General features: G+C 37.8%; 24 protein-coding genes. 19 read left to right on the forward strand and 5 right to left on the reverse strand.

Going from position 1 to position 22,772, the window contains the following annotated elements:
- Nucleotides 1–58 precede the first annotated feature (58 nt).
- Nucleotides 59–1,243: a PDZ domain-containing protein gene (locus tag JFU20_RS16675; protein WP_201038764.1), complete on the forward strand. Its 1,185-nt coding sequence runs from the start codon at nt 59–61 to the stop codon at nt 1,241–1,243.
- Nucleotides 1,244–1,314: 71 nt separating this feature from the next.
- Here the strand turns inward: JFU20_RS16675 and JFU20_RS16680 are convergent, their stop codons facing one another.
- On the reverse strand, nt 1,315–2,196 hold the full coding sequence (locus JFU20_RS16680) for a LysR family transcriptional regulator (protein ID WP_201038765.1): 882 nt from the start codon (nt 2,194–2,196) through the stop codon (nt 1,315–1,317).
- Between the two features lie 137 nt (nt 2,197–2,333).
- Between JFU20_RS16680 and JFU20_RS16685 the strand changes: the two genes are divergently transcribed.
- The 3 genes from JFU20_RS16685 to JFU20_RS16695 all read left to right on the forward strand — a co-directional run bounded on the left by JFU20_RS16685 (nt 2,334) and on the right by JFU20_RS16695 (nt 5,552).
- Nucleotides 2,334–3,089, forward strand: coding sequence for an arylamine N-acetyltransferase family protein (locus JFU20_RS16685; protein WP_002016120.1), 756 nt, complete (start codon nt 2,334–2,336; stop codon nt 3,087–3,089).
- Between the two features lie 370 nt (nt 3,090–3,459).
- A complete protein-coding gene (locus tag JFU20_RS16690; protein ID WP_201038766.1) occupies nt 3,460–5,175 on the forward strand; it encodes an ABC transporter ATP-binding protein in 1,716 nt (571 codons plus the stop codon).
- A gap of 65 nt (nt 5,176–5,240) precedes the next feature.
- Entirely contained in the window at nt 5,241–5,552 is a 312-nt protein-coding gene (locus JFU20_RS16695; RefSeq protein ID WP_002112849.1) for a YbjQ family protein, read from the forward strand.
- A 284-nt stretch (nt 5,553–5,836) separates the two neighbouring features.
- Here the strand turns inward: JFU20_RS16695 and abc-f are convergent, their stop codons facing one another.
- The 4 genes from abc-f to JFU20_RS16715 form a co-directional block, all read right to left on the reverse strand.
- On the reverse strand, nt 5,837–7,471 hold the full coding sequence (gene abc-f, locus JFU20_RS16700; protein ID WP_201038767.1) for a ribosomal protection-like ABC-F family protein: 1,635 nt from the start codon (nt 7,469–7,471) through the stop codon (nt 5,837–5,839).
- Between the two features lie 264 nt (nt 7,472–7,735).
- On the reverse strand, nt 7,736–8,281 hold the full coding sequence (locus tag JFU20_RS16705) for a flavodoxin family protein (RefSeq protein ID WP_002016115.1): 546 nt from the start codon (nt 8,279–8,281) through the stop codon (nt 7,736–7,738).
- Between the two features lie 4 nt (nt 8,282–8,285).
- Nucleotides 8,286–8,654, reverse strand: coding sequence for a MerR family transcriptional regulator (locus JFU20_RS16710; protein ID WP_002016114.1), 369 nt, complete (start codon nt 8,652–8,654; stop codon nt 8,286–8,288).
- Between the two features lie 51 nt (nt 8,655–8,705).
- On the reverse strand, nt 8,706–9,599 hold the full coding sequence (locus JFU20_RS16715; RefSeq protein ID WP_201038768.1) for a LysR family transcriptional regulator: 894 nt from the start codon (nt 9,597–9,599) through the stop codon (nt 8,706–8,708).
- 152 nt (nt 9,600–9,751) lie between these two features.
- Between JFU20_RS16715 and JFU20_RS16720 the strand changes: the two genes are divergently transcribed.
- The 15 genes from JFU20_RS16720 to ppaX all read left to right on the forward strand — a co-directional run bounded on the left by JFU20_RS16720 (nt 9,752) and on the right by ppaX (nt 22,755).
- Nucleotides 9,752–10,774, forward strand: coding sequence for a YeiH family protein (locus tag JFU20_RS16720; protein WP_002068312.1), 1,023 nt, complete (start codon nt 9,752–9,754; stop codon nt 10,772–10,774).
- Between the two features lie 254 nt (nt 10,775–11,028).
- Nucleotides 11,029–11,226, forward strand: coding sequence for a helix-turn-helix transcriptional regulator (locus JFU20_RS16725; RefSeq protein WP_002016109.1), 198 nt, complete (start codon nt 11,029–11,031; stop codon nt 11,224–11,226).
- A gap of 11 nt (nt 11,227–11,237) precedes the next feature.
- A complete protein-coding gene (locus JFU20_RS16730) occupies nt 11,238–11,627 on the forward strand; it encodes a hypothetical protein (protein WP_201038769.1) in 390 nt (129 codons plus the stop codon).
- A gap of 17 nt (nt 11,628–11,644) precedes the next feature.
- Nucleotides 11,645–11,866 (forward strand): hypothetical protein, encoded by a 222-nt coding sequence (locus tag JFU20_RS16735; RefSeq protein ID WP_201038770.1) that lies wholly within the window; start codon nt 11,645–11,647, stop codon nt 11,864–11,866.
- Nucleotides 11,867–11,926: 60 nt separating this feature from the next.
- Nucleotides 11,927–12,154, forward strand: coding sequence for a hypothetical protein (locus JFU20_RS16740; protein ID WP_201038771.1), 228 nt, complete (start codon nt 11,927–11,929; stop codon nt 12,152–12,154).
- A 100-nt stretch (nt 12,155–12,254) separates the two neighbouring features.
- Nucleotides 12,255–13,016, forward strand: a complete 762-nt coding sequence (locus JFU20_RS16745; protein ID WP_201038772.1) for a MerR family transcriptional regulator — start codon at nt 12,255–12,257, stop codon at nt 13,014–13,016.
- Nucleotides 13,013–13,633, forward strand: coding sequence for a hypothetical protein (locus JFU20_RS16750; RefSeq protein WP_002184673.1), 621 nt, complete (start codon nt 13,013–13,015; stop codon nt 13,631–13,633). The genes JFU20_RS16745 and JFU20_RS16750 overlap by 4 nt, the downstream gene beginning before the upstream one ends.
- A 46-nt stretch (nt 13,634–13,679) precedes the next feature.
- Nucleotides 13,680–14,111 (forward strand): DUF4362 domain-containing protein, encoded by a 432-nt coding sequence (locus tag JFU20_RS16755; protein ID WP_201039233.1) that lies wholly within the window; start codon nt 13,680–13,682, stop codon nt 14,109–14,111.
- Between the two features lie 151 nt (nt 14,112–14,262).
- Nucleotides 14,263–16,239: an excinuclease ABC subunit B gene (gene uvrB, locus JFU20_RS16760; RefSeq protein ID WP_201038773.1), complete on the forward strand. Its 1,977-nt coding sequence runs from the start codon at nt 14,263–14,265 to the stop codon at nt 16,237–16,239.
- 5 nt (nt 16,240–16,244) lie between these two features.
- Nucleotides 16,245–19,115: an excinuclease ABC subunit UvrA gene (gene uvrA / locus JFU20_RS16765; protein ID WP_002016096.1), complete on the forward strand. Its 2,871-nt coding sequence runs from the start codon at nt 16,245–16,247 to the stop codon at nt 19,113–19,115.
- A gap of 58 nt (nt 19,116–19,173) precedes the next feature.
- Nucleotides 19,174–19,623: a DUF4275 family protein gene (locus tag JFU20_RS16770; protein WP_201038774.1), complete on the forward strand. Its 450-nt coding sequence runs from the start codon at nt 19,174–19,176 to the stop codon at nt 19,621–19,623.
- Nucleotides 19,624–19,737: 114 nt separating this feature from the next.
- A complete protein-coding gene (locus JFU20_RS16775) occupies nt 19,738–20,118 on the forward strand; it encodes a phage holin family protein (protein ID WP_002166471.1) in 381 nt (126 codons plus the stop codon).
- Between the two features lie 156 nt (nt 20,119–20,274).
- The gene (gene hprK, locus JFU20_RS16780; protein WP_002016091.1) at nt 20,275–21,204 is read left to right on the forward strand and encodes an HPr(Ser) kinase/phosphatase; all 930 of its coding nucleotides are present in this window, start codon (nt 20,275–20,277) and stop codon (nt 21,202–21,204) included.
- A 24-nt stretch (nt 21,205–21,228) separates the two neighbouring features.
- Nucleotides 21,229–22,041 carry a prolipoprotein diacylglyceryl transferase gene (lgt, locus tag JFU20_RS16785; protein WP_002016090.1) on the forward strand — a complete coding sequence of 271 codons (813 nt, stop codon included), beginning with the start codon at nt 21,229–21,231 and terminating at the stop codon, nt 22,039–22,041.
- 66 nt (nt 22,042–22,107) lie between these two features.
- On the forward strand, nt 22,108–22,755 hold the full coding sequence (ppaX, locus tag JFU20_RS16790; protein WP_002089567.1) for a pyrophosphatase PpaX: 648 nt from the start codon (nt 22,108–22,110) through the stop codon (nt 22,753–22,755).
- The last annotated feature ends 17 nt before the right edge of the window (nt 22,756–22,772 follow it).

Genomic DNA, 22,772 nt, shown 5'->3' on the forward strand with positions numbered 1-22,772 from the left:
TGTGTTAAATATGATAAGATAAAAAGAAAGAATGATATAAATGGTGGTGAATGAATTCGTGGAGGCATGGCTTTTTGAAATAATACGAGCAGTTGGACGTTTTTTCTTACACCCTGCTGTCTATGTATTTTTAATTAGTAGTATCTTCGTTGGATACTTACGTATATTACGAGAACGAAAAGATTTTTCTTTTAAAGTATATGATATTTGGTTTGAACTACGAACAACTCTATTTGCAGGTATTGGGTACGGGTTAATCGTATCTATTATTACGATTGGGCTCGGGCTTGTTGTTTCAAAAGCGAGTTTATGGGCAATTTTACTTTGGACGTTATTATTCGGATTAACTGCTATGTATCGATATTTATCTGTAGCTTATACTTTCGGAATCGCGATTGCACTCGTGTTGTTATCGTCTAAGATGCCAGTTTCCTTCTTACAGCTTGGAGAAGGTGAAGAGGGTACGATTGTATCCCTTGCTATTTTACTAGGCGTTATGCTCGTTGTAGAGGGTTTATTAATCTCTAAAAATGCAGTTCGTTATTCTACGCCGAAGATTAACAAAGGTAAGCGTGGGCTACGAATTGGACTACATGAATCCAATCGTTTATGGCTTGTACCAGTATTTATTCTTATACCAGGAGACGCGGTGACAGGATTTATTTCTTGGTGGCCTGTCGTTTCAATAGGTTCGACTACATACTCTTTATTCCTCGTTCCATTTTTAATTGGATTTATGAGAAAGGTTAGAAGTTATGAGCCGACGGAAGCTTTATTATTTACAGGAAGACGCGTCTATGGTTTAGCGGGGCTCGTACTCGTTTTAGGTATCGCAAGTTACTGGTGGCACGTACTCGCAATTATCGCGATGGGAGTCGCAATGCTTGGACGCTTTACAATCTCGATGCAAGAGAAAATTGCAGACGAGAAAAGACCAGCATACTTTGCCGCACGTAATGATGGACTTGTTGTGTTAGATACAATTCCGAATACAATTGGGGCAGAGATGAATTTAAAGCCTGGAGAAGTTATTACGAAAGTAAATGGAATCATTCCAAGAAGTACCGAAGAGTTTTATGACTCGCTTCAAACGAAGACGACAGGAGCGTTTTGTAAATTAGAAGTAGTAGATACAAATGGTGAGCTTCGTCTTGCTCAAACGGCATTATACGCCGGGGGACATCATGAATTAGGTGTTGTGTTTGTCCAGCAAGAGCATGAGTGGGATTCGGAAGCGATGTAATCATTAAAATGAAACGAAAGAAGATGCTGTATAACATTGTAGTTATACAGCATCTTCTTTTTTGTTACAATTTACGGTTTTACTTGAGCATAATGTTGTGCAACAAACTCGCGAAACGTTTGTGCAGCAAGTGATAAGTAGTGTTTTTCATTCCACACTAAATGAGGCGTCCATTGGCAAACGAGCTCTTCAATATGGAGAAGCGTCAGTGGGGGTAATTCCTTTTGTGCTGCAATTGGTAAAAAGGCAACACCAAGACCGGTGCGTACTAAGCCGCTGATGGCTGCAGGTTCATCCCCTTCACATACGACATTGGGCGTAAACCCAGCCCGCCTGCAGAACTTGTCTGTAATTTCACGGAAGCTGTATCCTGGTTTTAGGGAGATGAACGGATCATCTGCTACTTCACTTAGCTTGATACGGTGGCGATTTTTGAGACGATGTGTACTCGGCACAGCTAGTACAATCTCTTCGGTCATTAATGGAAGACTATAGATTCCTAGTCGATCAATAGGTGAAGGAGTAAGACAAAAGTCGATTTCGCCTTTTTCAAGAAGTTGAACTTTCAATTCTTCTGTGGATGCTTGCGTTATGCGGAAGTTAATGTGTGGATATAAGTCTAGAAAAGGTGCTAGTAATTCAGATACTCGATTTAAGGTCGTAGTAGCTATTAAAACACTTCCACGTTCTAATCCAGCCATGTCTGTAACTTGTCGTTTGCCTACTTCTAGTGCCTCAAGGGCTGTATCTACTTGCTTGAGAAAAGCTTTTCCGAAAGTGTTTAGGCGAATTTGCCTTCCGATTCGATCGAATAAGGGAACTCCTAACTCTTCTTCTAATCGAGCGATAGTAACACTTAAAGCTGGTTGGGAGATATGAAGTTCCTGTGCCGCTTTTGTTATATGTTCCGTACGAGCGACTGTCTTAAAATACTTGAGCTGCAGTAATTCCATAAAATGTGTCCACCTTTTCTTATATACTCAAAGTTATTAATATGATAGTTATTTTATATTTTTGTTTATCAACAATCAATTTTATAATATGAGTGTGAAAAGAAACATTATAAAAAGTTAAATGAGGTGGATGATTTTTGGATATTCAAAAATATTTAGAACATATTCAATCTGAAAAAAGAGAGGTAAGTTTCTCTTACTTATCTCATCTTCAAAAACAACATGTACTCAACGTTCATTTTGAGAATCTTGATATTCTGGCAAGAAAACCGCTATCTTTGCGTGAAGAAGATTTGTATCAAAAAATTGTTTATGCGAAACAGGGTGGCGTGTGCTACGAGTTAAACGGAATATTTTATTTTCTGCTAAAAGAATTAGGTTTTGACCCGTATCTTATGGCAGGAACTGTATATGTAAGAGAAGGAATTTGGGCTCTTGAAAATGCTCACTTATTCATAATCGTACCAATTGATAATAAAGAATACTTGGTGGATGTAGGTATGGGCGGTAATTCGCCACGAATTCCTGTTCCGCTGAATGGAGAGGAAGTTGTAGATAGTGATGGCCTTTACCGAGTAAATAAAGATGAAACAACATCGTTTTATTATTTGCAAAAAAAGACTGATGATGAATGGGAGATTCTATATCGATTTGAGCAGCCTTCCCATAAATGGAACTTGGAGAACATTCATCCAATCTGTGTCTTAACTGAAACAGCTCCAGAATCAATGTTCAACAAGAGGTATTTCCTTTCAAGAGTGACAGAAAATGGGCGTATCACTTTGTTAGGAGACACGCTAATTATGGTTGATGGAAAAGAAAAAACAAAAGAAAAACTAGAAAAACATGAGATTGAAGAAACTGTTCGTCGCTATTTTCAAATTCAAATGTAGTGGGGAAACTTTAGGGAGGGTTAATATATAACTTTAGATCTACAAGTTAAACTGTTTATTGCACAGTGGGAAATAAACGGATAAGAACTTAGAAAAGCAAAGGGTGTATCGAAGGTATTACAAGTTTCGAATTGTTTAAAAGATGTATTTGTGAAAAAATAGAAGGACCGCATGTTATAAGTGGGCACATTTATTTGAATACGATAAGTAATATATATAAATGAAGCCTAATTTCTCATTGATATGAATGAGGGATTAGGCTTTTTTAGATTTGCTCACTTTTTTAGTTTCGTAGACGGATAACTTGAATAATTATTTGATAATGGTTATCATTTAGGGAGTCTTTTAATTTGGAAAAGGGAGGAAAAATATGCTACGTAAATTTTTTTCTTACTATAAACCGTATAAAGGTTTATTTATACTTGATTTTTCCTGTGCAGTTATCGCAGGCTTACTCGAACTTGGTTTCCCGCTTATCGTAAATCAATTTATTGATAAGTTGTTACCAGGACAAAACTGGACGCTTATTTTATGGGCTTGTTTCGGTTTGTTCGTAGTTTATGTGTTAAATGCAGGTTTGCAATATGTCGTTACATATTGGGGACATATGCTTGGGGTTAACATTGAAACAGATATGAGGCAGAAATTATTTGATCACATTCAAAAGCTATCATTCAGATTTTTTGATAATAATAAAACAGGTCATTTAATTTCACGTCTTACAAACGATTTAATGGAAATTGGCGAAATTGCTCACCATGGACCAGAAGATTTATTCATTGCCATTATGACTTTAGTTGGAGCATTTTCATTTATGATGATGATTAACTGGAAGTTAGCACTTCTAACATTCTTCGTAATCCCGTTCTTATTATGGTTGGCACTTTACTTCAATAAAAAAATGACAGGTACGTTTAGACGTTTATTCTCAGACGTTGCTGATTTCAATGCATGTATCGAGAACAATGTAGGTGGTATCCGCGTTGTACAAGCATTCGGAAATGAAAAGTTTGAGAAAGAGCAATTTGCTGTAAATAATGCTCGTTTCCGTACAACAAAATTAATGGCGTATAAAATTATGGCGTTAAATTCATCGATTAGTTATATGCTGATGCGTCTTGTAACACTCTTTGTATTAATATGTGGTACATGGTTTGTTCTGCAAGGTGAATTAACGTACGGTGGATTTATTGGATTCGTTTTATTAACGAATATTTTCTTCCGCCCAATTGAAAAAATTAATGCGGTTATTGAAAGTTATCCGAAAGGAATCGCTGGTTTTAAAAGATATGTAGAACTTCTGGAAACAGAGCCGGATATTGTAGATTCTAAAGATGCAATAGAAGTTAAACATGTACACGGCGATATTCAATACAATAACATCACGTTCGGATATGAAAATAAAGAGCCGATTTTAAACGATATTAGTTTGAAAATACATGCAGGTGAAACAGTTGCTTTCGTTGGACCATCAGGGGCAGGGAAAACAACACTATGTAGTTTATTACCTCGTTTTTATGAACACTCATCTGGATCAATTCAAATTGATGGCATTGACACCAAAGAGATGACGTTATCGTCACTTCGTAAGCAAATCGGAATTGTACAGCAAGATGTTTTCTTATTCTCAGGAACAATTCGTGAAAATATCGCTTACGGAAACTTAAAAGCTTCAGAATCTGAAATTTGGCAGGCGGTAAAACGTGCTCAGCTAGAGGACTTAATTTACTCGCAACCAGACGGTTTAGATACAGTTATCGGTGAGCGTGGTGTGAAACTTTCAGGAGGACAAAAGCAGCGCTTAGCAATTGCCCGTATGTTCTTGAAGAACCCGCCAATTTTAATTTTAGATGAAGCAACTTCTGCGCTAGATACAGAGACAGAACTTGCTATTCAAAAATCACTTGCTGAGCTATCCGTTGGTCGTACAACGTTAGTTATCGCTCACAGGCTTGCAACGATTAAAAATGCAGATCGCATCGTCGTTGTAAATAAAGACGGTATTGCAGAACAAGGTTCACATGAGGAACTAATCGAACGAGGCGAGGGTTACAGCCGATTGTATGAGGCGCAGTTTAGTTCGTAAATATAATTTCTGCTGAATTAGTGCACCATAAGTAAGTGGAAATCTTATATGGGAGGCTATCAATCATGATTGTAACAACAACTTCTACAATTCAAGGGAAAGAGATTATTGACTATATCGATATAGTCAATGGCGAAGCAATTATGGGGGCGAATATCGTGCGTGACCTTTTCGCTTCTGTCCGTGACGTTGTCGGTGGTCGCGCAGGCGCCTATGAAAGTAAATTAAAAGAAGCGCGCGACATTGCAATGGAAGAGATGAAAACTCTCGCAAGACAAAAAAATGCGAACGCCATTGTTGGTATCGACGTGGACTACGAAGTAGTTCGCGAAGGAATGCTAATGGTTGCGGTGAGCGGGACTGCTGTCCGTATATAAAGTGAAACTTTAATCAGTGGGGGGGGTCATCCCCCACTGATTATTAGCCTTCACCAATCGGGCGTTTACGGGCAGCCCGACGCCCACCTAATTTCTTTGCTCAAGACGAATTTTGAGGTGGGAGTCTTACTGCCCACAAATAGCGGGATAAAGTGAAAAGCCGTGCACCAGCACGGCTTTTTGTTGTTATTGTGTCTAACATGATAGGTAGGGTGATATTCTATGTCAAAGCCTCGATATTTCTTGGGAAATGTGGAAGGTCCCGTCGATATATGGGGAAGACATTAGAGCGCTTCTTTACACTGCCGAATTCGAACTAATAATTTTTCGTATTCTTGTTCGAGAAATGTGATGTCATCATGCTGATTTGGGATAGAAATCCGGCTGATGATTTCTGTTAATTTTGTTTGTAATTGTAATAATTCTTGTTCAGTAACGTTTACAGAAGCTTGGGTGGTTCTTTTTGTGTATTGCTCGTAATTGCCGTGGAATATTCTTGGTTCGCTCTCATCTACTTGTAGAATATGGTTTGCAACAGAACGAATAAAGGCACGGTCATGGCTAATGAAAAGTATTGTGCCAGGATACTCCTGTAACATGCTTTCTAATTCTTCTTGCGTTGCCAAGTCTAAATAGTTTGTCGGTTCGTCGAGCAGAAGCATATTATAGTTTCCTAAAAATACTTTTGCGAGTGCAACCTTCATGCGTTCTCCACCACTTAAGATGTGCACAGGTTTATGAACATCTTCACGGCGGAATAGGAGCCTTGCAAGTATTGTTCGAACGAACGATTCTGTATAGTTTGTTTCTTCTAGAACGTTTTCTAAAATTGTTTTATCTGTTTTTAAAATAGATAATGTTTGTTCAAAGTATCCAATTTTACAACTTTTCGAAAGCTGAATGCCACGCTCGTTCGCGAGAAGCATTTTGAACAAAGTTGTTTTTCCGCTTCCGTTTTCCCCTAAAATAGCAAGCTTTGCCCCAGGGACAATTGTTCCATTCATATTTTTAAATAGTGTGCGATCCCCTATTTTCTTCGTTGTTTTATTAAACTGAACAACTGCTTTACTATGAATTGGTGTGTGGTATTGTACGTCAAACTGAGCTTGAGAAAAGTCCTTCGGTTTTTCTTTCTGTTCCAACTTTTCAAGGCGTGTTTCTAGTGCTTTCGCTACTTTGCTAACATTTTCTTGCCCATGAGCCCCGCTGCACTTATAAAGTTTAGATTCAGATGAACTGAACCGTGTTGGGATTTTTGTCATGCTAGAAGCACGTTGCTTTCTTTGTGAAATTGACTGTTCTAACCGATTTTTTTCTTGTATATATTGATCATATTCTGCTTGCTTTTGTATTCGCTCACGTTCTTTTTGCTTTCGATAGTTTGAATAATTACCTTTATATTCTTGAATAGTACCGTCTTCAACTTCGATGATTTTTGTACATATGGCATCTAAAAGATCACGATCATGCGATATTAAAACAAGTGCACCTTTATAAGATAAAAGTGCCTTTTCTAATTGCTCTGTACCGAACATGTCTAAGTGACTTGTTGGCTCATCAGCAAATAGAATGCCTGCATCTTGTTCGAGGGCATGGGCGATCTTTAGGCGCATTCGTTCACCGCCACTCATTGAATTTGCGACGTTTGAAATATTCCATTTGCCTTTAGCGAGGGAAGAAGCGGTTTCCGGTATCCCCTCGCTAAGCTGTGGAATGATGGCGATAGAACTATGATGAGTTACTGTGCCTTTGTCAGCTTCTATTTCTTTACTTAATATTTGTAATAACGTAGATTTTCCAGCTCCGTTGACTCCGACAATCCCTATACGATCGTTTGCTTGAATTTCTAGTGATGGTAACGTAAATATGGTGCGATCACCAAAGCTCTTTTCGATATTACGTGCGATTAAAATAGTCATAAAAAAACCTCCCTAGTTTCACTAGAGAGGATAAATGTCGCCCTTCAATGTAAAAATCGTACATAAATAAACGATTTTTTACATGATCATATCGAAAGAAAGTATCGACAAATGGACAGACTAATCCTCTGCTAGTTTTCATCATTTTTGTTCACTATTTGTGATGGATGAAATAAATAAGAGAATTAGAACTTCATTGGTCAAAGTACCTTCCTTTCATAATATTATTTTTATTGTATGCGCATACAAATGGATTTGTCAAACTTATTTCTGTGTGCTATTTTTGAATTTATTATTATACAATTGTGCTTTTGCCAGCGCCTCAGCATCGTTCTTGATTTCATCTAGTCCATTCGCATCCCCAATAATATACCCTTCAAATGATGAACCAACAAAATCAAAGATATATTGAAACTGGGCGATAAGCGGCAATGCTTTCAGTTTTGGACTGTCTCCGCCAACGATGACAACGTACATTTTTTTGCCTTTCATTTTTTCTTTGAAATGAAGAGACTTATTACGCAAGCTTTGTGACCAGCGATCAACGAAGTTCTTCATGTGGCCGCTCATTCCGTACCAGTATAGCGGTGTAGCGAAGATAATTGTGTCGTGCTCTAGCATGCGTTTGGTTAACTGCTCGTAGTCATCATTTACAGGTTGAAATCCTTCTACATCATGGCGCTGATCTATGATTGGGTGGACGATATGATCACGCAAGTAAATTTGTTCTGTTTCAATCCCATCAATCACCATATGTGTTAAAGCTTCCGTATTTCCGTTTTGTCTTGAACTGCCATGTATAACAAACATGTAATCATCCCTTTTCTTTTGCTTGTTTTAGGAGTGAAACGTGTTTTTGCAAATTCGTTTGAATGTTGGAAAGTAATGTGATTTGCTTCGTTACCTCATCAAGTTTGTCTTCGTAAAGTGCAAGGATACTACTACACGGATTTTCGTAAAGATGTGGCTCGATTTCGAGGCAACGTAGCATTCGTTCTGTTTCTTCTAAATTTAAGCCGATTTGCAAGTACATTTGAATCAGCTCTACTTTTTCGATTGCACTTTCATCAAAATCACGGTAGCCATTTGCTAGGCGTTTCGAAGGGAGTAATCCCTTTTCTTCATAATGTCTTAGTGCCCTTTCGCTAACCCCAGTTTCTTTTGATAACTCTCCAATTCGCAATGCGTTTCACTCCTTTTACATGTATTGTAAACCTTCACACTAATGTGAAGGTCAACTCTGTTTTTTCGCAAAAGAATCTACGTGTTTTAAAAAGACTTGAATAGCTTTAGACGGGATAAAATATTTGCCGCGCACGATGGAGAATGGACGGATTAGCTCTTCGTTCGGAACAGGGATGTGGAATAGTTCTTTTGCTAATAGTTCTTTTCGAACAGTCCAATCTGAAAGGATAGCGATGCCAAGACCGGCTGCAACGGCTTCCTTCACGCTTTGAATACTGCTAAATGTAAAGAAGCGTTTCATTTTTAAATGATGTTGGTGTATAAAGCGATCGCTATAGGCACGTGTGCCAGAGCCGCTCTCCCTTAATACCCAGACTTGGTCTTGCAATGCATTTTCGTTAATCCCCTTGATCTGGAGCAATGGATGGTTTGGCGGGACGACGAGTTTCATTTCATCTTGCATAAAAGTTTCAACATCTACGTCAGCGTATACGACTTGGCCTTCCACTAAGCCGATATCAATTTGATTAGAGCGGAGGCTTTGCAAAACTTCTTCCGTATTGGAGATAAATGTATGAACTTCGACGTGTGCATTTTCATTGGCAAAGCGCGCAAGTATTTTTGGAAGTAAGTATTCGCCAATTGTAAAGCTAGCGCCGATGCGAAGTGTTCCTGTTACAACGTTATGCAGCTCGTTAATTTCTTGTTTCGCATCTTCATAAAGTGAGAGCATCTGCTTTGCGTGTATGTATAATATGTTTCCAGCTTCCGTAACTTGGACGTGCTTTGGGGAGCGCTGAATAAGTGTAGTCCCAAATTCATTTTCCAAGTTGCGAATGTGCATACTAACGCCAGGTTGTGAAAGGTTTAATAGTTCCGCAGCACGCGAAAAATGTTTTTGTTCAACGACAGTAACAAAGATCTTTAAAATGTCGACGTTCATTTGTTAGGCCCCTTTATTTTTGCTTTTATTTTATCATAAGTATTTCTGATGATAGGGATTCAATATTGATATTAAACTTATTATTAAAACTCTCTTATAATGTAACTAGAAAGAACATGCATGTTCCAATACGATTATTGGGGTGGTACAAAGTGGAACAAACACTTGTTATACAAAAGAAGAAGGGCTTTGGATTTTCGCAAGGTATTGGGATTACGTTATTAATCGCAATCGCCGCGAAATATTTAGCAGAGCTTCCATTTTTAAATATTATGGGACAATTAGTAATCGCTATTCTAATCGGGATGGTTTGGCGCGCCGCAATCGGGATTCCTCAAGAAGCGATAGTGGGAACGAACTTTGCGAGTAAGAAGTTGCTTCGCTTTGGGATCATTTTACTTGGAATGCGGTTAAATCTTGTAGATATTGCGAAGGCGGGGCCGAAAGTATTGGTCATCGCAGCGGTTGTTATTACATTTACAATTTTCGTTGTATATGGACTAACGAAAGTATTTAAAGTAGAACAGAAACTTGGAATTTTAACAGCATGTGGGACGGCAATTTGCGGTGCGGCAGCGGTCGTGGCAATTGCACCGCAAGTGAAAGCGAAAGATGAAGAAACAGCAGTCGGGGCAGCAATTATTGCAATTTTAGGTACAATATTTACACTTATTTATACGCTATTATACCCAGTGCTTGGCTTCTCACCCTACGGTTACGGGGTGTTCTCAGGGGCGACGCTGCACGAAATTGCTCATGTTATCGCAGCTGCAGCGCCAGGAGGTAGCACGGCTGTAGACATCGCGGTTATTGTGAAGTTAACGCGCGTAGCGATGCTTGTGCCAGTAGCGATTTTAATTGGATTATGGTTTGGTAAGAGCGAGGAAAGCAAGGAAAAAAGATCGTGGCGCGACCTTCCGATTCCTTGGTTCATCTTCGGATTTTTAGCAATGAGTGCGGTGCATTCGATTGGGATTATCCCAGAAGTTGTTGCCGGATATATTGTAGTAATTGCGTACATGCTTATTGCAATGGCAATGGCAGGGCTAGGTTTAAATGTAGAGTTTAAAACGTTCCGCAAATTAGGAAGTAGGGCATTTGTGGCAGGGTTGATTGGCTCGGTTTGCTTATCTGTTCTTGGGTATGTTCTTGTGTATGCGTTAGGATTTATGTAGTAGGACGAAGAAGCTGTCCCAAAAGATATTTTGGGGCAGCTTCTTTCTTATGCTTATAGTTCTACGGATGTCGATATTTGTCGGTAAGTCGATATATTTAAAAAATCGCTGATATAAATTTAATTACTCTTGTACTTTGTTAGAGAAGATGTTCAGTGAAATGTTTTTCTAAAATTTGTAAAGATATCTTTACTTGGATTTGGAAAATATTTATAATTAAAGTAAAGATATCTTTACTTTCGAAGGTGGAGCCTATGGGTGTGAAAAATAAAATTAAAGAATTGCGAAAACAACATCATATAACGCAAATTGAAATGGCAAAGGCGATGCAAGTGACGCGGCAGACAATCGTGGCGATTGAGAACCACCACTATAACCCAAGTCTAGAGTTATCCCTAAAAATCGCCAAATATTTTGGAATGAAGGTAGAGGAAATATTTACGCTGGAGTAAGGGGAGAGAAAATGAACGATACTAAAAAGTTGTATATCGCTACGGTCTTAGGATTATGTGGAGGGGACGTTTTAGTTCGTATTATGGACCCATCTATACCGATGTTATCGCTTATAGTTAGTAACATTTTAGCAATTCTACTTTTAACAGTTTATGTGTATTACAAAAAGCGTAAGTACAAAAAAGAAGAACTTCCAGATATAGATGAGCGAGTAAATGAAAATATAAAAAAGTATGTAAATGTCTCATTTATATTCGCGTTTATTCTGCTTATAGTTTATATTGTTGCGAGCAAAGGAATGGGAAGGGCTGTTATACCGATTCCAGAAATATTCATTGTATGTAGTTTCTTATTTGCTGGTAGTCTCATCATAGGAGTAATGGCGGGAAAACGAGCATAACGATAGGAGGAATGAAAATGCAAGATGAGTTTGAGAGATTTCAGTCGGATAAAGCGTTTAAATATTTAGGGTTGTTTTTAACAATGAGTTTAGCAGTATGGAGTTTGTATAATTTAATTGTTTATGGAAATGCGGGCATGCCGTTTGTTTTATTTGTATTAGGACAGTTTGTTTATTTCTTTGTGAACTATTGGCCGAAATGGAAATATAGAAATAGTAAAGAAGCTGATCGTGTATGAGTATGGCATCGACGAGTGTGTTAGCAACAAGAAATAATAGATAGAAAAAGGGGAACTGGGATGGGATTACCGGTGTTATGTGTCGCTACAGCTATATTTGCACTTTTGTGGGGGATGCAAAACTTCTCTCGTAATCCAGTGCCAAGTGTATGTATTATGATTGGTGCTGTAGGTTTATCATACTATTTATTAATTTTAGCGCATTATCATAAAACAGCAACAAGTGTTGTTGTAGGGGCAATTATTTTATTTTGTGGGCGTGCTATACAAAAGGGGTTATTTCCATAAAAGCTGTTTATACAAAAGGTATAAATAGCTTTTTGTATTTTTTTTACAAACTACTTGAAAGTTACGTTACGTCACCTTTTATAATGAAGGAGAAGAGGTGATGGAGTTGATTTCAATTCAAGAACTAACGAGGGAAACAGGGGTTACAGTAAGGACGTTACGTTATTATGATCAAATTGATTTATTAAAGCCGAGTGGGAAAACTGATGGAGGACATCGGTTATATAGCGAGAGAGATGTTGTTCGTTTGCAGCAAATTTTATTTTTAAAAGAAATGGGTTTTTCATTAAAAGAGATTACGAATATGTTAATAACGGATGAGCTCAATTTAAAAGTATCGCTTGAAAAGCAACTTAGATTTGTACAGGAAGAACAGAAAAAATTTAATCGAATGGAACGTATTTTACAGGCAGTTGTTTATTCAGTAGATGTGGAGGGAGAACTGGATTGGAAAGTTATGTTTGAACTCATTCAGCTTTCGAAACAGTCTCCGCGAATACGTGAGATGTTTCAAAATGAAGTTTTTTCTAAGGGAGAACAAAAGTTGCTTCATAATTTGCCGAACATGAGTGAAGAAGACCCGAATGTTTTAGAATGGGTAAATTTATTAAAGCAACTAAGTAACTTTATGAAAGACGGTAAGGAAGCATCATGTGATGAAGTACAAGGCGCAACAAAGAAATTAATGCAGAAGTGTTTAGAGATGGCAAATGGTGATGAAGCATTTTTAGATAAACTGTGGGAAGTAAGAAAGTCAAAAGAAGATTCACAGAAAATGAGTATGTATCCAATTGAGGAAGAGCTTCTAGTATATATGGATGAGGCTTTTCGTATATATGATGAAAGGGAGAGGGATAAATGAGTATACTCGCAGAATATCAATGGTACTTTTTAATTGGTGCAGAGATTGTATTTTGGCTATCAGCTATTGGATTCTTTTTACTAAGGTATGGATTTCGCTTGAAAAAGGCGAGCTTTATTATGGGGATTGTGCTACTCATAAATGAAGTGTTTATTTTAACTTTAGGGGTATTGGACTATTATCAAACAGGGAAGTTCTCTAATTTTCAAATCATTACGGTAATCATTTTATTATATGCAGTTTTTTATGGGAAAAAGGATTTGAAGAAATTAGACATATATGCACAAAAATTAGTTGCGAAGTGGCGGAATGAACCGGCGCCTATTATCGAAGAACCACTTGAAGTAACAGGGATGGCGCATGCGAAGCAGGAAATAAAAAATTGGATTTTACATCTTATTTTGTTTATTGCGGTTCATATATTCTTTTTCTTCATGTATGGGCTTATTCCAGTAGAACAGTGGGGGAATTGGTTAGAGTCAGGAATCGTTTTAAATAAAACAGCAAGCCGTGTAAGCCAAGTATGGGCTATTATTCTTTTAGTGGATACTGCGATTTCATTTTCATATGTTATTTTTCCGAAGAAGGAGAAAGGGAAAGAAAAGCTACTTTCATAGAGGAAAGTAGCTTTTTCTAGTATACCAATAGTTTGTATAGGAGAGGATAACAATAGGAAAAAGAACAGGTTTTATATGCTTATTTCTCTTTAGTTTAGTAGCATGTTCACAACCTAACAGTGCAATCGATAAGAAGAATGATGTCGTTGCAAAGGGGGCAGAAATTTCTAATCTAGATAAATTCGAGAAGTTCGTTTGGAATGTGGAACAAGGGGAAGTTGATAAAATAAGAATTGTACAGTATACACATGAAGGTGACCCGATTTTTCAAACGTTAGAGCATAGTGAGAAAGATATACTTTATGTGTTAGATAATAGACAAGATCAATTTGCTGGTGACCATAAAGGGTTACATAAAGATAGTTGTAAAAGGATTGTTAAAGAGCAACGTGAATCAGAAACGGCATATAGGTTAATAGATTGTACGAATGAAAATGGGCGCAATGGATATGACTTATTATATGTACTTAAAAAATAGAGTTAGTAGAGGAAGGAAGTATTTATTCCTTCCTTTTTCTATATATAACTTGTCGAAAATTTTACCGAATATCTGTTCGTTTTTTTAGGTTTTTTATGGGCATTCGTGGTAAAATAATAATACAGATTTTTATGAGGAGGTCGGTTTTTAGTTGGAACATCCATTTGAAATTATCTCAGAGTATTCCCCGCAAGGTGATCAGCCGGGAGCGATAGAGAAGCTTGTAGAGGGAATTAATAGTGGAAAGAAAAAGCAAGTGTTGCTTGGAGCGACAGGAACGGGTAAGACATTTACGATTTCAAATGTCATTAAAGAAGTGCAGAAGCCAACACTTGTAATGGCTCATAATAAAACGTTAGCAGGACAGTTATATAGTGAGCTGAAAGATTTCTTTCCTAACAATTCTGTGGAGTATTTTGTTAGTTATTACGATTATTATCAGCCGGAAGCGTACGTACCACATACGGATACGTTTATTGAAAAAGATGCGCAAATTAACGATGAAATTGATAAATTACGCCACTCGGCAACGTCTTCCTTATTTGAACGAGATGATGTTATTATCGTTGCGAGTGTTTCGTGCATATACGGTTTAGGTTCTCCGGAAGAATACCGCGAGTTAGTTGTTTCGCTTCGAGTTGGTATGGAAAAGGACCGCAATCAATTGCTTCGTGAACTTGTTGATGTACAGTATGGACGTAATGATATTGATTTTAAGCGTGGTACATTCCGTGTGCGCGGAGATGTAGTTGAAATCTTCCCCGCATCACTTGATGAGCATTGTATTCGAATTGAATTTTTTGGGGATGAAATAGATCGTATTCGAGAAGTAAATGCATTAACGGGTGAAGTATTAGCAGAACGTGATCATGTAGCAATCTTCCCGGCATCTCACTTCGTTACACGTGAAGAAAAGCTGAAGGTCGCTATTGAAAATATCGAAAAAGAATTAGAAGAGCGTTTAAAAGAATTAAATGATAACGGTAAGTTGTTAGAGGCGCAGCGCATAGAACAGCGAACGCGTTATGATTTAGAAATGATGCGCGAGATGGGCTTTTGTTCAGGGATTGAAAACTATTCCCGTCATTTAACACTTCGTCCAGCAGGTTCAACGCCGTATACGCTTTTAGATTATTTTCCAGAGGATTTCTTAATCGTTATGGATGAGTCGCACGTATCGGTTCCGCAAGTAAGAGCGATGTATAACGGGGACCAAGCACGTAAGCAAGTGCTTGTTGATCATGGATTCCGTCTGCCATCAGCTTTAGATAATAGACCGCTCACGTTTGATGAGTTTGAAGAGAAAACGAATCAAGTTATTTACGTTTCGGCAACGCCAGGACCGTACGAGTTAGAGCAGTCACCGAAAGCAATAGAACAAATTATTCGTCCAACAGGGCTTTTAGATCCACCAATTGATATACGACCAATTGAAGGACAAATAGATGATTTATTAGGAGAAATCCATGACCGGATTGCGAAAAATGAACGTGTATTAATTACGACTTTAACGAAGAAAATGTCAGAGGATTTAACGGACTATTTAAAAGATGTAGGAGTTAAAGTGAATTATCTTCATTCTGAAATTAAAACATTAGAGCGTATTGAAATTATTCGTGATCTTCGCCTTGGTAAGTTTGATGTACTTGTCGGTATTAACTTATTACGAGAAGGATTAGATATTCCAGAAGTATCACTTGTAGCCATTTTAGATGCTGATAAGGAAGGTTTCTTACGTTCAGAGCGTTCATTAATTCAAACAATTGGTCGTGCGGCGCGTAATGCAAACGGCCGCGTTATTATGTACGCAGATCGCATAACGAGATCAATGGGAATTGCAATTGAAGAAACACAGCGTCGTCGTAGTATACAAGAAGCTTACAATGAAAAGCATGGTATTACGCCGAAAACGATTCAAAAAGGAGTACGTGACGTTATTCGTGCGACAACAGCAGCTGAGGATACGGAAATATATGAAGCAACATCAGCTAAGAAGATGACGAAAAAAGAACGTGAAAATACAATTGCGAAGATGGAAGCAGAGATGAAAGAAGCAGCAAAGGCATTAGATTTCGAGCGTGCAGCTGAATTAAGAGATTTACTATTAGAATTAAAAGCGGAAGGGTGAAAAGAGTGAGTAAAGATTTTATTGTTGTAAAAGGTGCTAGAGCGCATAATTTAAAAAATATTGACGTAACCATTCCGAGAAATCAGCTTGTTGTTGTGACGGGATTGTCTGGTTCGGGGAAATCATCGTTAGCATTCGATACGATTTATGCAGAAGGACAGCGTAGATACGTGGAATCTTTATCTGCGTATGCGCGCCAGTTTTTAGGGCAAATGGATAAGCCGGATGTTGATATGATTGAAGGTTTATCTCCAGCGATTTCAATTGATCAAAAAACGACGAGTCGTAATCCTCGTTCAACGGTTGGAACGGTAACGGAGATTTATGATTATTTACGTTTATTATTCGCACGAATTGGTACGCCGATTTGTCCGAATCATGGAATTGAAATTACATCACAAACAGTGGAACAGATGGTAGACCGTGTTCTTGAATATCCTGAACGTACGAAGTTGCAAGTGCTAGCGCCTATCGTGTCAGGGCGTAAAGGTGCGCATGCGAAAGTATTAGAAGATATTAAGAAGCAAGGTTATGTTCGTGTGCGCGTTGATGGAGAGATGCTGGATGTATCGGAAGAGATTACTTTAGAAAAAAATAAGAAGCATTCAATTGAAGTTGTTATTGACCGTATTGTTGTGAAAGAAGGAATTGCAAGCCGACTTGCAGATTCACTAGAAAGTGCTTTAAAGCTTGGCGGGGGCCGAGTTTTAATCGATGTAATGGGAGAGGAAGAACTTCTATTTAGTGAACATCATGCTTGTCCACATTGTGGTTTTTCAATCGGAGAATTAGAGCCGCGTATGTTCTCGTTTAATAGTCCGTTCGGTGCGTGTCCTTCTTGTGATGGACTTGGATCGAAGTTAGAGGTAGATTTAGAACTTGTTATTCCGAACTGGGATGTATCATTAAATGAACATGCGATTGCTCCTTGGGAACCGACAAGTTCACAATATTACCCGCAATTATTAAAATCTGTGTGTAATCATTACGGCATCGATATGGATATGCCGGTGAAAGATATACCGAAGGATTTATTTGATAAAGTGCTGTACGGAAGCGGGGAAGAGAAGCTTTATTTCCGCTATGTGAATGAATTTGGTCAAGTAAAGGAAAATGAGATTTTATTTGAAGGTGTTATTCCGAATATTGAGCGTCGTTATCGTGAGACGAGTTCTGATTATATTCGTGAGCAAATGGAGAAATATATGGCAGAGCAAGCTTGTCCGAAGTGTAAAGGTGGACGCTTAAAGCCTGAGAGTTTAGCTGTTTTCGTTGGTGATAAAACGATTGCCGATGTAACGAAATATTCTGTTCAAGAAGTACAGGAGTTCTTCTCAACTGTTGAGTTAACGGAGAAACAACAAAAAATTGCTCATTTAATTTTAAGAGAAATTCAGGAACGTGTTGGGTTCTTAGTGAACGTCGGTTTAGATTATTTAACGTTAAGTCGTGCCGCAGGAACTTTATCAGGTGGTGAGGCGCAGCGTATTCGTTTAGCGACACAAATTGGTTCTCGCCTTACTGGCGTACTTTACATTCTTGATGAGCCTTCTATTGGTTTGCATCAGCGTGATAATGATCGTCTTATTCGTACATTGCAGGAAATGCGTGATTTAGGAAATACGTTAATTGTTGTTGAGCATGATGAAGATACGATGATGGCTGCTGATTATTTACTTGATATCGGACCTGGTGCAGGTATTCATGGTGGTCAAGTTGTATCAGCAGGTACACCAGCTGAAGTTATGCAAGACGAGAATTCATTAACTGGGAAATATTTAAGCGGTAAAGAGTTTATTCCGGTACCACTTGAAAGACGTAAAGGTGACGGACGTAAAGTGGAGATTGTCGGTGCGAAAGAAAATAACTTAAAGAATGCGAAAATGTCATTCCCCCTAGGAACATTTGTAGCAGTAACAGGCGTATCGGGCTCTGGAAAAAGTACGATAATTAATGAAGTACTATACAAATCATTAGCTCAAAAGCTATATAAAGCGAAAGCAAAGCCAGGGGCTCATAAAGAAATTAAAGGTCTTGAGCAGTTAGATAAAGTTATTGATATTGATCAATCACCAATCGGGCGTACACCACGTTCAAATCCGGCGACATACACTGGCGTATTTGATGATATTCGTGATGTATTTGCGCACACGAATGAAGCGAAAGTACGTGGGTATCAAAAAGGACGTTTCAGCTTTAACGTAAAAGGCGGCCGTTGTGAAGCGTGCCGCGGTGATGGAATTATTAAAATCGAAATGCATTTCTTACCAGACGTGTATGTTCCATGTGAAGTTTGTCACGGTAAACGTTACAACCGTGAAACGTTAGAAGTGAAATATAAAGATAAGAATATTTCTGAAGTGTTAGGGATGACAATTGAAGATGGGGTAGAGTTCTTTGCTAATATCCCGAAAATTAAGCGTAAACTTCAAACTCTTGTAGATGTAGGGCTTGGTTATATGAAATTAGGACAACCAGCTACGACGTTATCAGGTGGTGAGGCGCAGCGTGTGAAATTAGCTTCTGAATTACATCGTCGTTCTACAGGGCGTACGTTATACATTTTAGATGAGCCAACGACTGGCTTACATGCACATGATATTGCACGCCTTCTAGAAGTGTTGCAACGTCTTGTTGAGAGTGGTGAGACGGTACTTGTAATTGAGCATAATTTAGATGTTATTAAAACAGCTGATTATATTATTGACCTTGGACCAGAAGGCGGAGACAAAGGCGGACAAATCGTTGCTTCCGGAACGCCAGAGCAAGTAGTGAAAGAAGAGCGCTCTTATACAGGTAAGTATTTAAAAGAGATTTTAGATCGTGATAAAGCAAGAATGAAAGAGAAAATAAAAGAAGTAGAGTTATCACAATAAGTTGTTAATAAAAACCGAGTGGGAATTGTACTCGGTTTTTATTTTATAGGGGGAGAAAATGGAGTTTATAGAGGTATTGAGAAAGAAAAATATGAAGGTAAGAGAATTTCAAAAGTGGGGCGTATACTTTAGAAAACGCTGGGAGGATAACTTTGCGAATCATTTGAGTTATGAAGAGAAAGAAGAGATTCATTTATATGGGGATAAATATAGCTGTGGTTACTTGTGGCACATATTTAGTTATGAAAAGAAAAAGTGTTTAGAAGGTAAAGAAGCGGAGGATATGTTTCATAATGAGATGAAAAAGGAGTGTTACATCTTCTTTCAACATTGTGATGAAGTACTGCTAATAAAGGATGCGAGTTTATTACGTATGGATGATATATTACGTGAGACAGACGATGCGTATAAAGGCGATATCTATATTGTAGATGAAAATTTCACTTGGACCTTTGTGAAAACTCATGAACATAGATGGTGTGGACCTTATTTTACAAGGAAATGTTAATAGGTATACAAGCATGAAGGATAGAATAAGTTGATATAAGTGTATGTATGTTACTTGCGTTTATTGTCTATTAGCGTATGATGAAATATATATGTTAAAAGGATGTGTAAGGAAATGAGATGGATTGTATCACTTCTTGTAAATAGCGTTGTGTTAATCGCTGTATCCGGACTTTTAAAAGGGGTTGCACCAGACGCATTTTACATAGCAAATATACAAACTGCAATTATTGCGAGTATTATATTGGCGATTTTAAACGTATTTGTAAAGCCGCTTTTAATCTTAATTACGCTACCGATTACTCTTATAACTTTCGGTTTCTTCTTAATTGTTATTAATGCGATTACGTTAAAGATGACGGATTCGTTATTAGGGGACGCCTTTAATATATCTGGATTTGGTGTAGCGATTGTTGCGGCAATTTGTATTTCTATTTTTAATATGATAATTGAAAAAGTAATTGTTGAACCATTACATGAAAAAAAGAGAAAATGACAAAAAGAAAAACATTTCATGATTCATATGAAATGTTTTTTTCTATTTATTAGAAACCGAGTTTCTTGTTTCCAGAAAAAAATGGTACAATATCCGATAGAATAGAATTTTACATCAAATGAGACTGAACCCGCAGCGGAGTGGAGGTTTATACATATGCCGAAAGTAAGGACAAAAGATTTAATTGAACAATTTCAATTGGAGTTAGTAAGTGGTGAAGAAGGGATTCATCGTCCGATTGATACGAGTGATTTATCGCGACCTGGAATTGAAATGGCAGGATTTTTTACATATTATCCAGCTGATCGCGTGCAGCTTCTTGGGAAAACGGAGCTTACGTTCTTTGATACGTTAACGACAGAGCAAAAGCAAGAGAGAATGAAAGCGCTTTGTACTGAGGAGACGCCTTGTATTATTGTAACTCGTAATCAAGATGTACCGGATGAGTTATTACAAGCATCACGTGAATCAGGCGTGCCTTTATTACGTTCTGCTCAAACGACAACGAGATTATCAAGTCGTTTAACAAACTATTTAGAAGGTAAGTTAGCACCAACAACAGCTGTTCATGGTGTGTTAGTAGATATTTATGGTGTTGGTGTTTTAATTACAGGTCAAAGTGGTGTCGGGAAAAGTGAGACAGCGCTTGAACTTGTAAAGCGTGGTCACCGCCTTGTTGCGGATGATAGCGTAGAAATTCGTCAAGAAGATGAAGATACATTAGTAGGGAGCTCACCTGATTTAATTGAGCACTTATTAGAAATTCGTGGTCTAGGTATCATTAACGTAATGACGTTATTCGGTGCAGGGGCAGTACGAAATTATAAACGTATTACACTTGTTATTAATCTTGAAATTTGGGATCAAAAGAAAAATTATGATCGCTTAGGTCTTGATGAAGAGAAGATGAAGATTATTGATACAGAACTTACGAAGATTACACTTCCAGTTCGTCCTGGTCGAAACTTGGCTGTTATTATTGAAGTAGCAGCGATGAACTTCAGATTAAAACGTATGGGAGTCAATGCGGCACAACAGTTCTCTGAACGATTAATGAGTGCGATTGAGTTAGGAAATCAAGAGTAGACTCTGGAGAGGGAGGTCATATATATGCTGTTAGGTTCTGTACCACAGCTTGACCGTATAGCAGTCCAACTTGGGCCGTTCCCTGTTTATTGGTATGGGGTTATTATCGGTACAGGTGTGCTATTAGGTCTTTGGCTAGCAACTCGCGAGGGAGAAAGGCTTGGTATTCACAAAGATACATTTATCGACCTTGTATTAATCGCAGTACCAATTGCCATTCTTTTTGCGAGAATGTATTATGTCGTTTTTGAATGGGAATATTATTCGCAAAATCCGAGTCAAATTATTAATATTCGTCAAGGTGGTTTGGCGATTCATGGTGGTTTAATCGGGGCTGTTATTACAGGAATCCTTTTTGCGAAACGACGCGGGCTTTCATTCTGGAAGTTAGCGGATATTGCTGCGCCGAGTATTTTACTAGGACAAGCAATTGGCCGATGGGGAAACTTTATGAACCAAGAGGCGCATGGTGATGAAGTAACGAGACAGTTTTTAGAAGGTCTTCATTTACCAGATTTCATTATTAATCAAATGTACATTGATGGTGTGTATTATCACCCAACGTTTTTATATGAATCATTATGGAACTTTGCAGGTGTTATTTTACTACTCGCGTTACGAAAAGTGAATTTACGCCGTGGTGAATTATTCTTCACATATTTAATTTGGTATTCAGTGGGACGCTTCTTCGTAGAAGGTTTGCGTACAGATAGTTTAATGTTAGGACCACTTCGTATTGCACAAGTAATGTCTATTGGAATTGTTGTTATTTCTATCATTTTCATTATTGTGAGACGAAAAATGGGGCAAGCTGATAAAAGATATTTAGAAAATTAGAGAAAAGTAGCATCTTATATAAGATGCTGCTTCTTTCATATTCAGGTAATGAAAGGATTAAGGACGATGAAAATAAATACAGTGTTATTTGATTTAGATGGAACGTTAATTAATACAAATGAACTTATTATCTCTTCTTTTTTACATACGTTAAATCACTATTATTCTAATCAGTATAAGCGTGAAGATGTATTGCCATTTATCGGTCCATCTTTGCATGATACTTTTAGTAAGATTGATGCAAGTAAGGTTGAAGAGATGATTACATGTTATCGTCAATTTAATCATGAGCATCATGATGAATTAGTGGAAGAGTATGAAACTGTATATGAAACGGTTCAAGAATTGAAGAAGCAAGGTTATAAGATCGGCATCGTTACAACGAAAGCGAGACAGACGGTTGAAATGGGATTAAAGCTTTCGAAACTTGATCAGTTTTTTGATGTTGTCGTGACGATTGATGATGTGGAACATGTGAAACCACATCCAGAACCACTTCAAAAAGCATTGAAATTATTAGATGCAAAGCCAGAAGAAACATTGATGGTTGGTGATAATCATCATGATATCGTCGGTGGACAAAATGCAGGTACGAAAACAGTAGCGGTTTCATGGACATTGAAAGGTAGAGCGTATTTAGAAGCGTATAAACCAGATTATGTGCTAGATAAAATGAGTGATTTACTACCGATTTTGTCCCGCATTAACGGGTAGTAAGATTCCTGCCGGTT

It is taken from the genome of Bacillus sp. TH30 (assembly GCF_016650875.1).
GTDB classification, from domain to species: Bacteria; Bacillota; Bacilli; order Bacillales; family Bacillaceae_G; genus Bacillus_A; species Bacillus_A mycoides.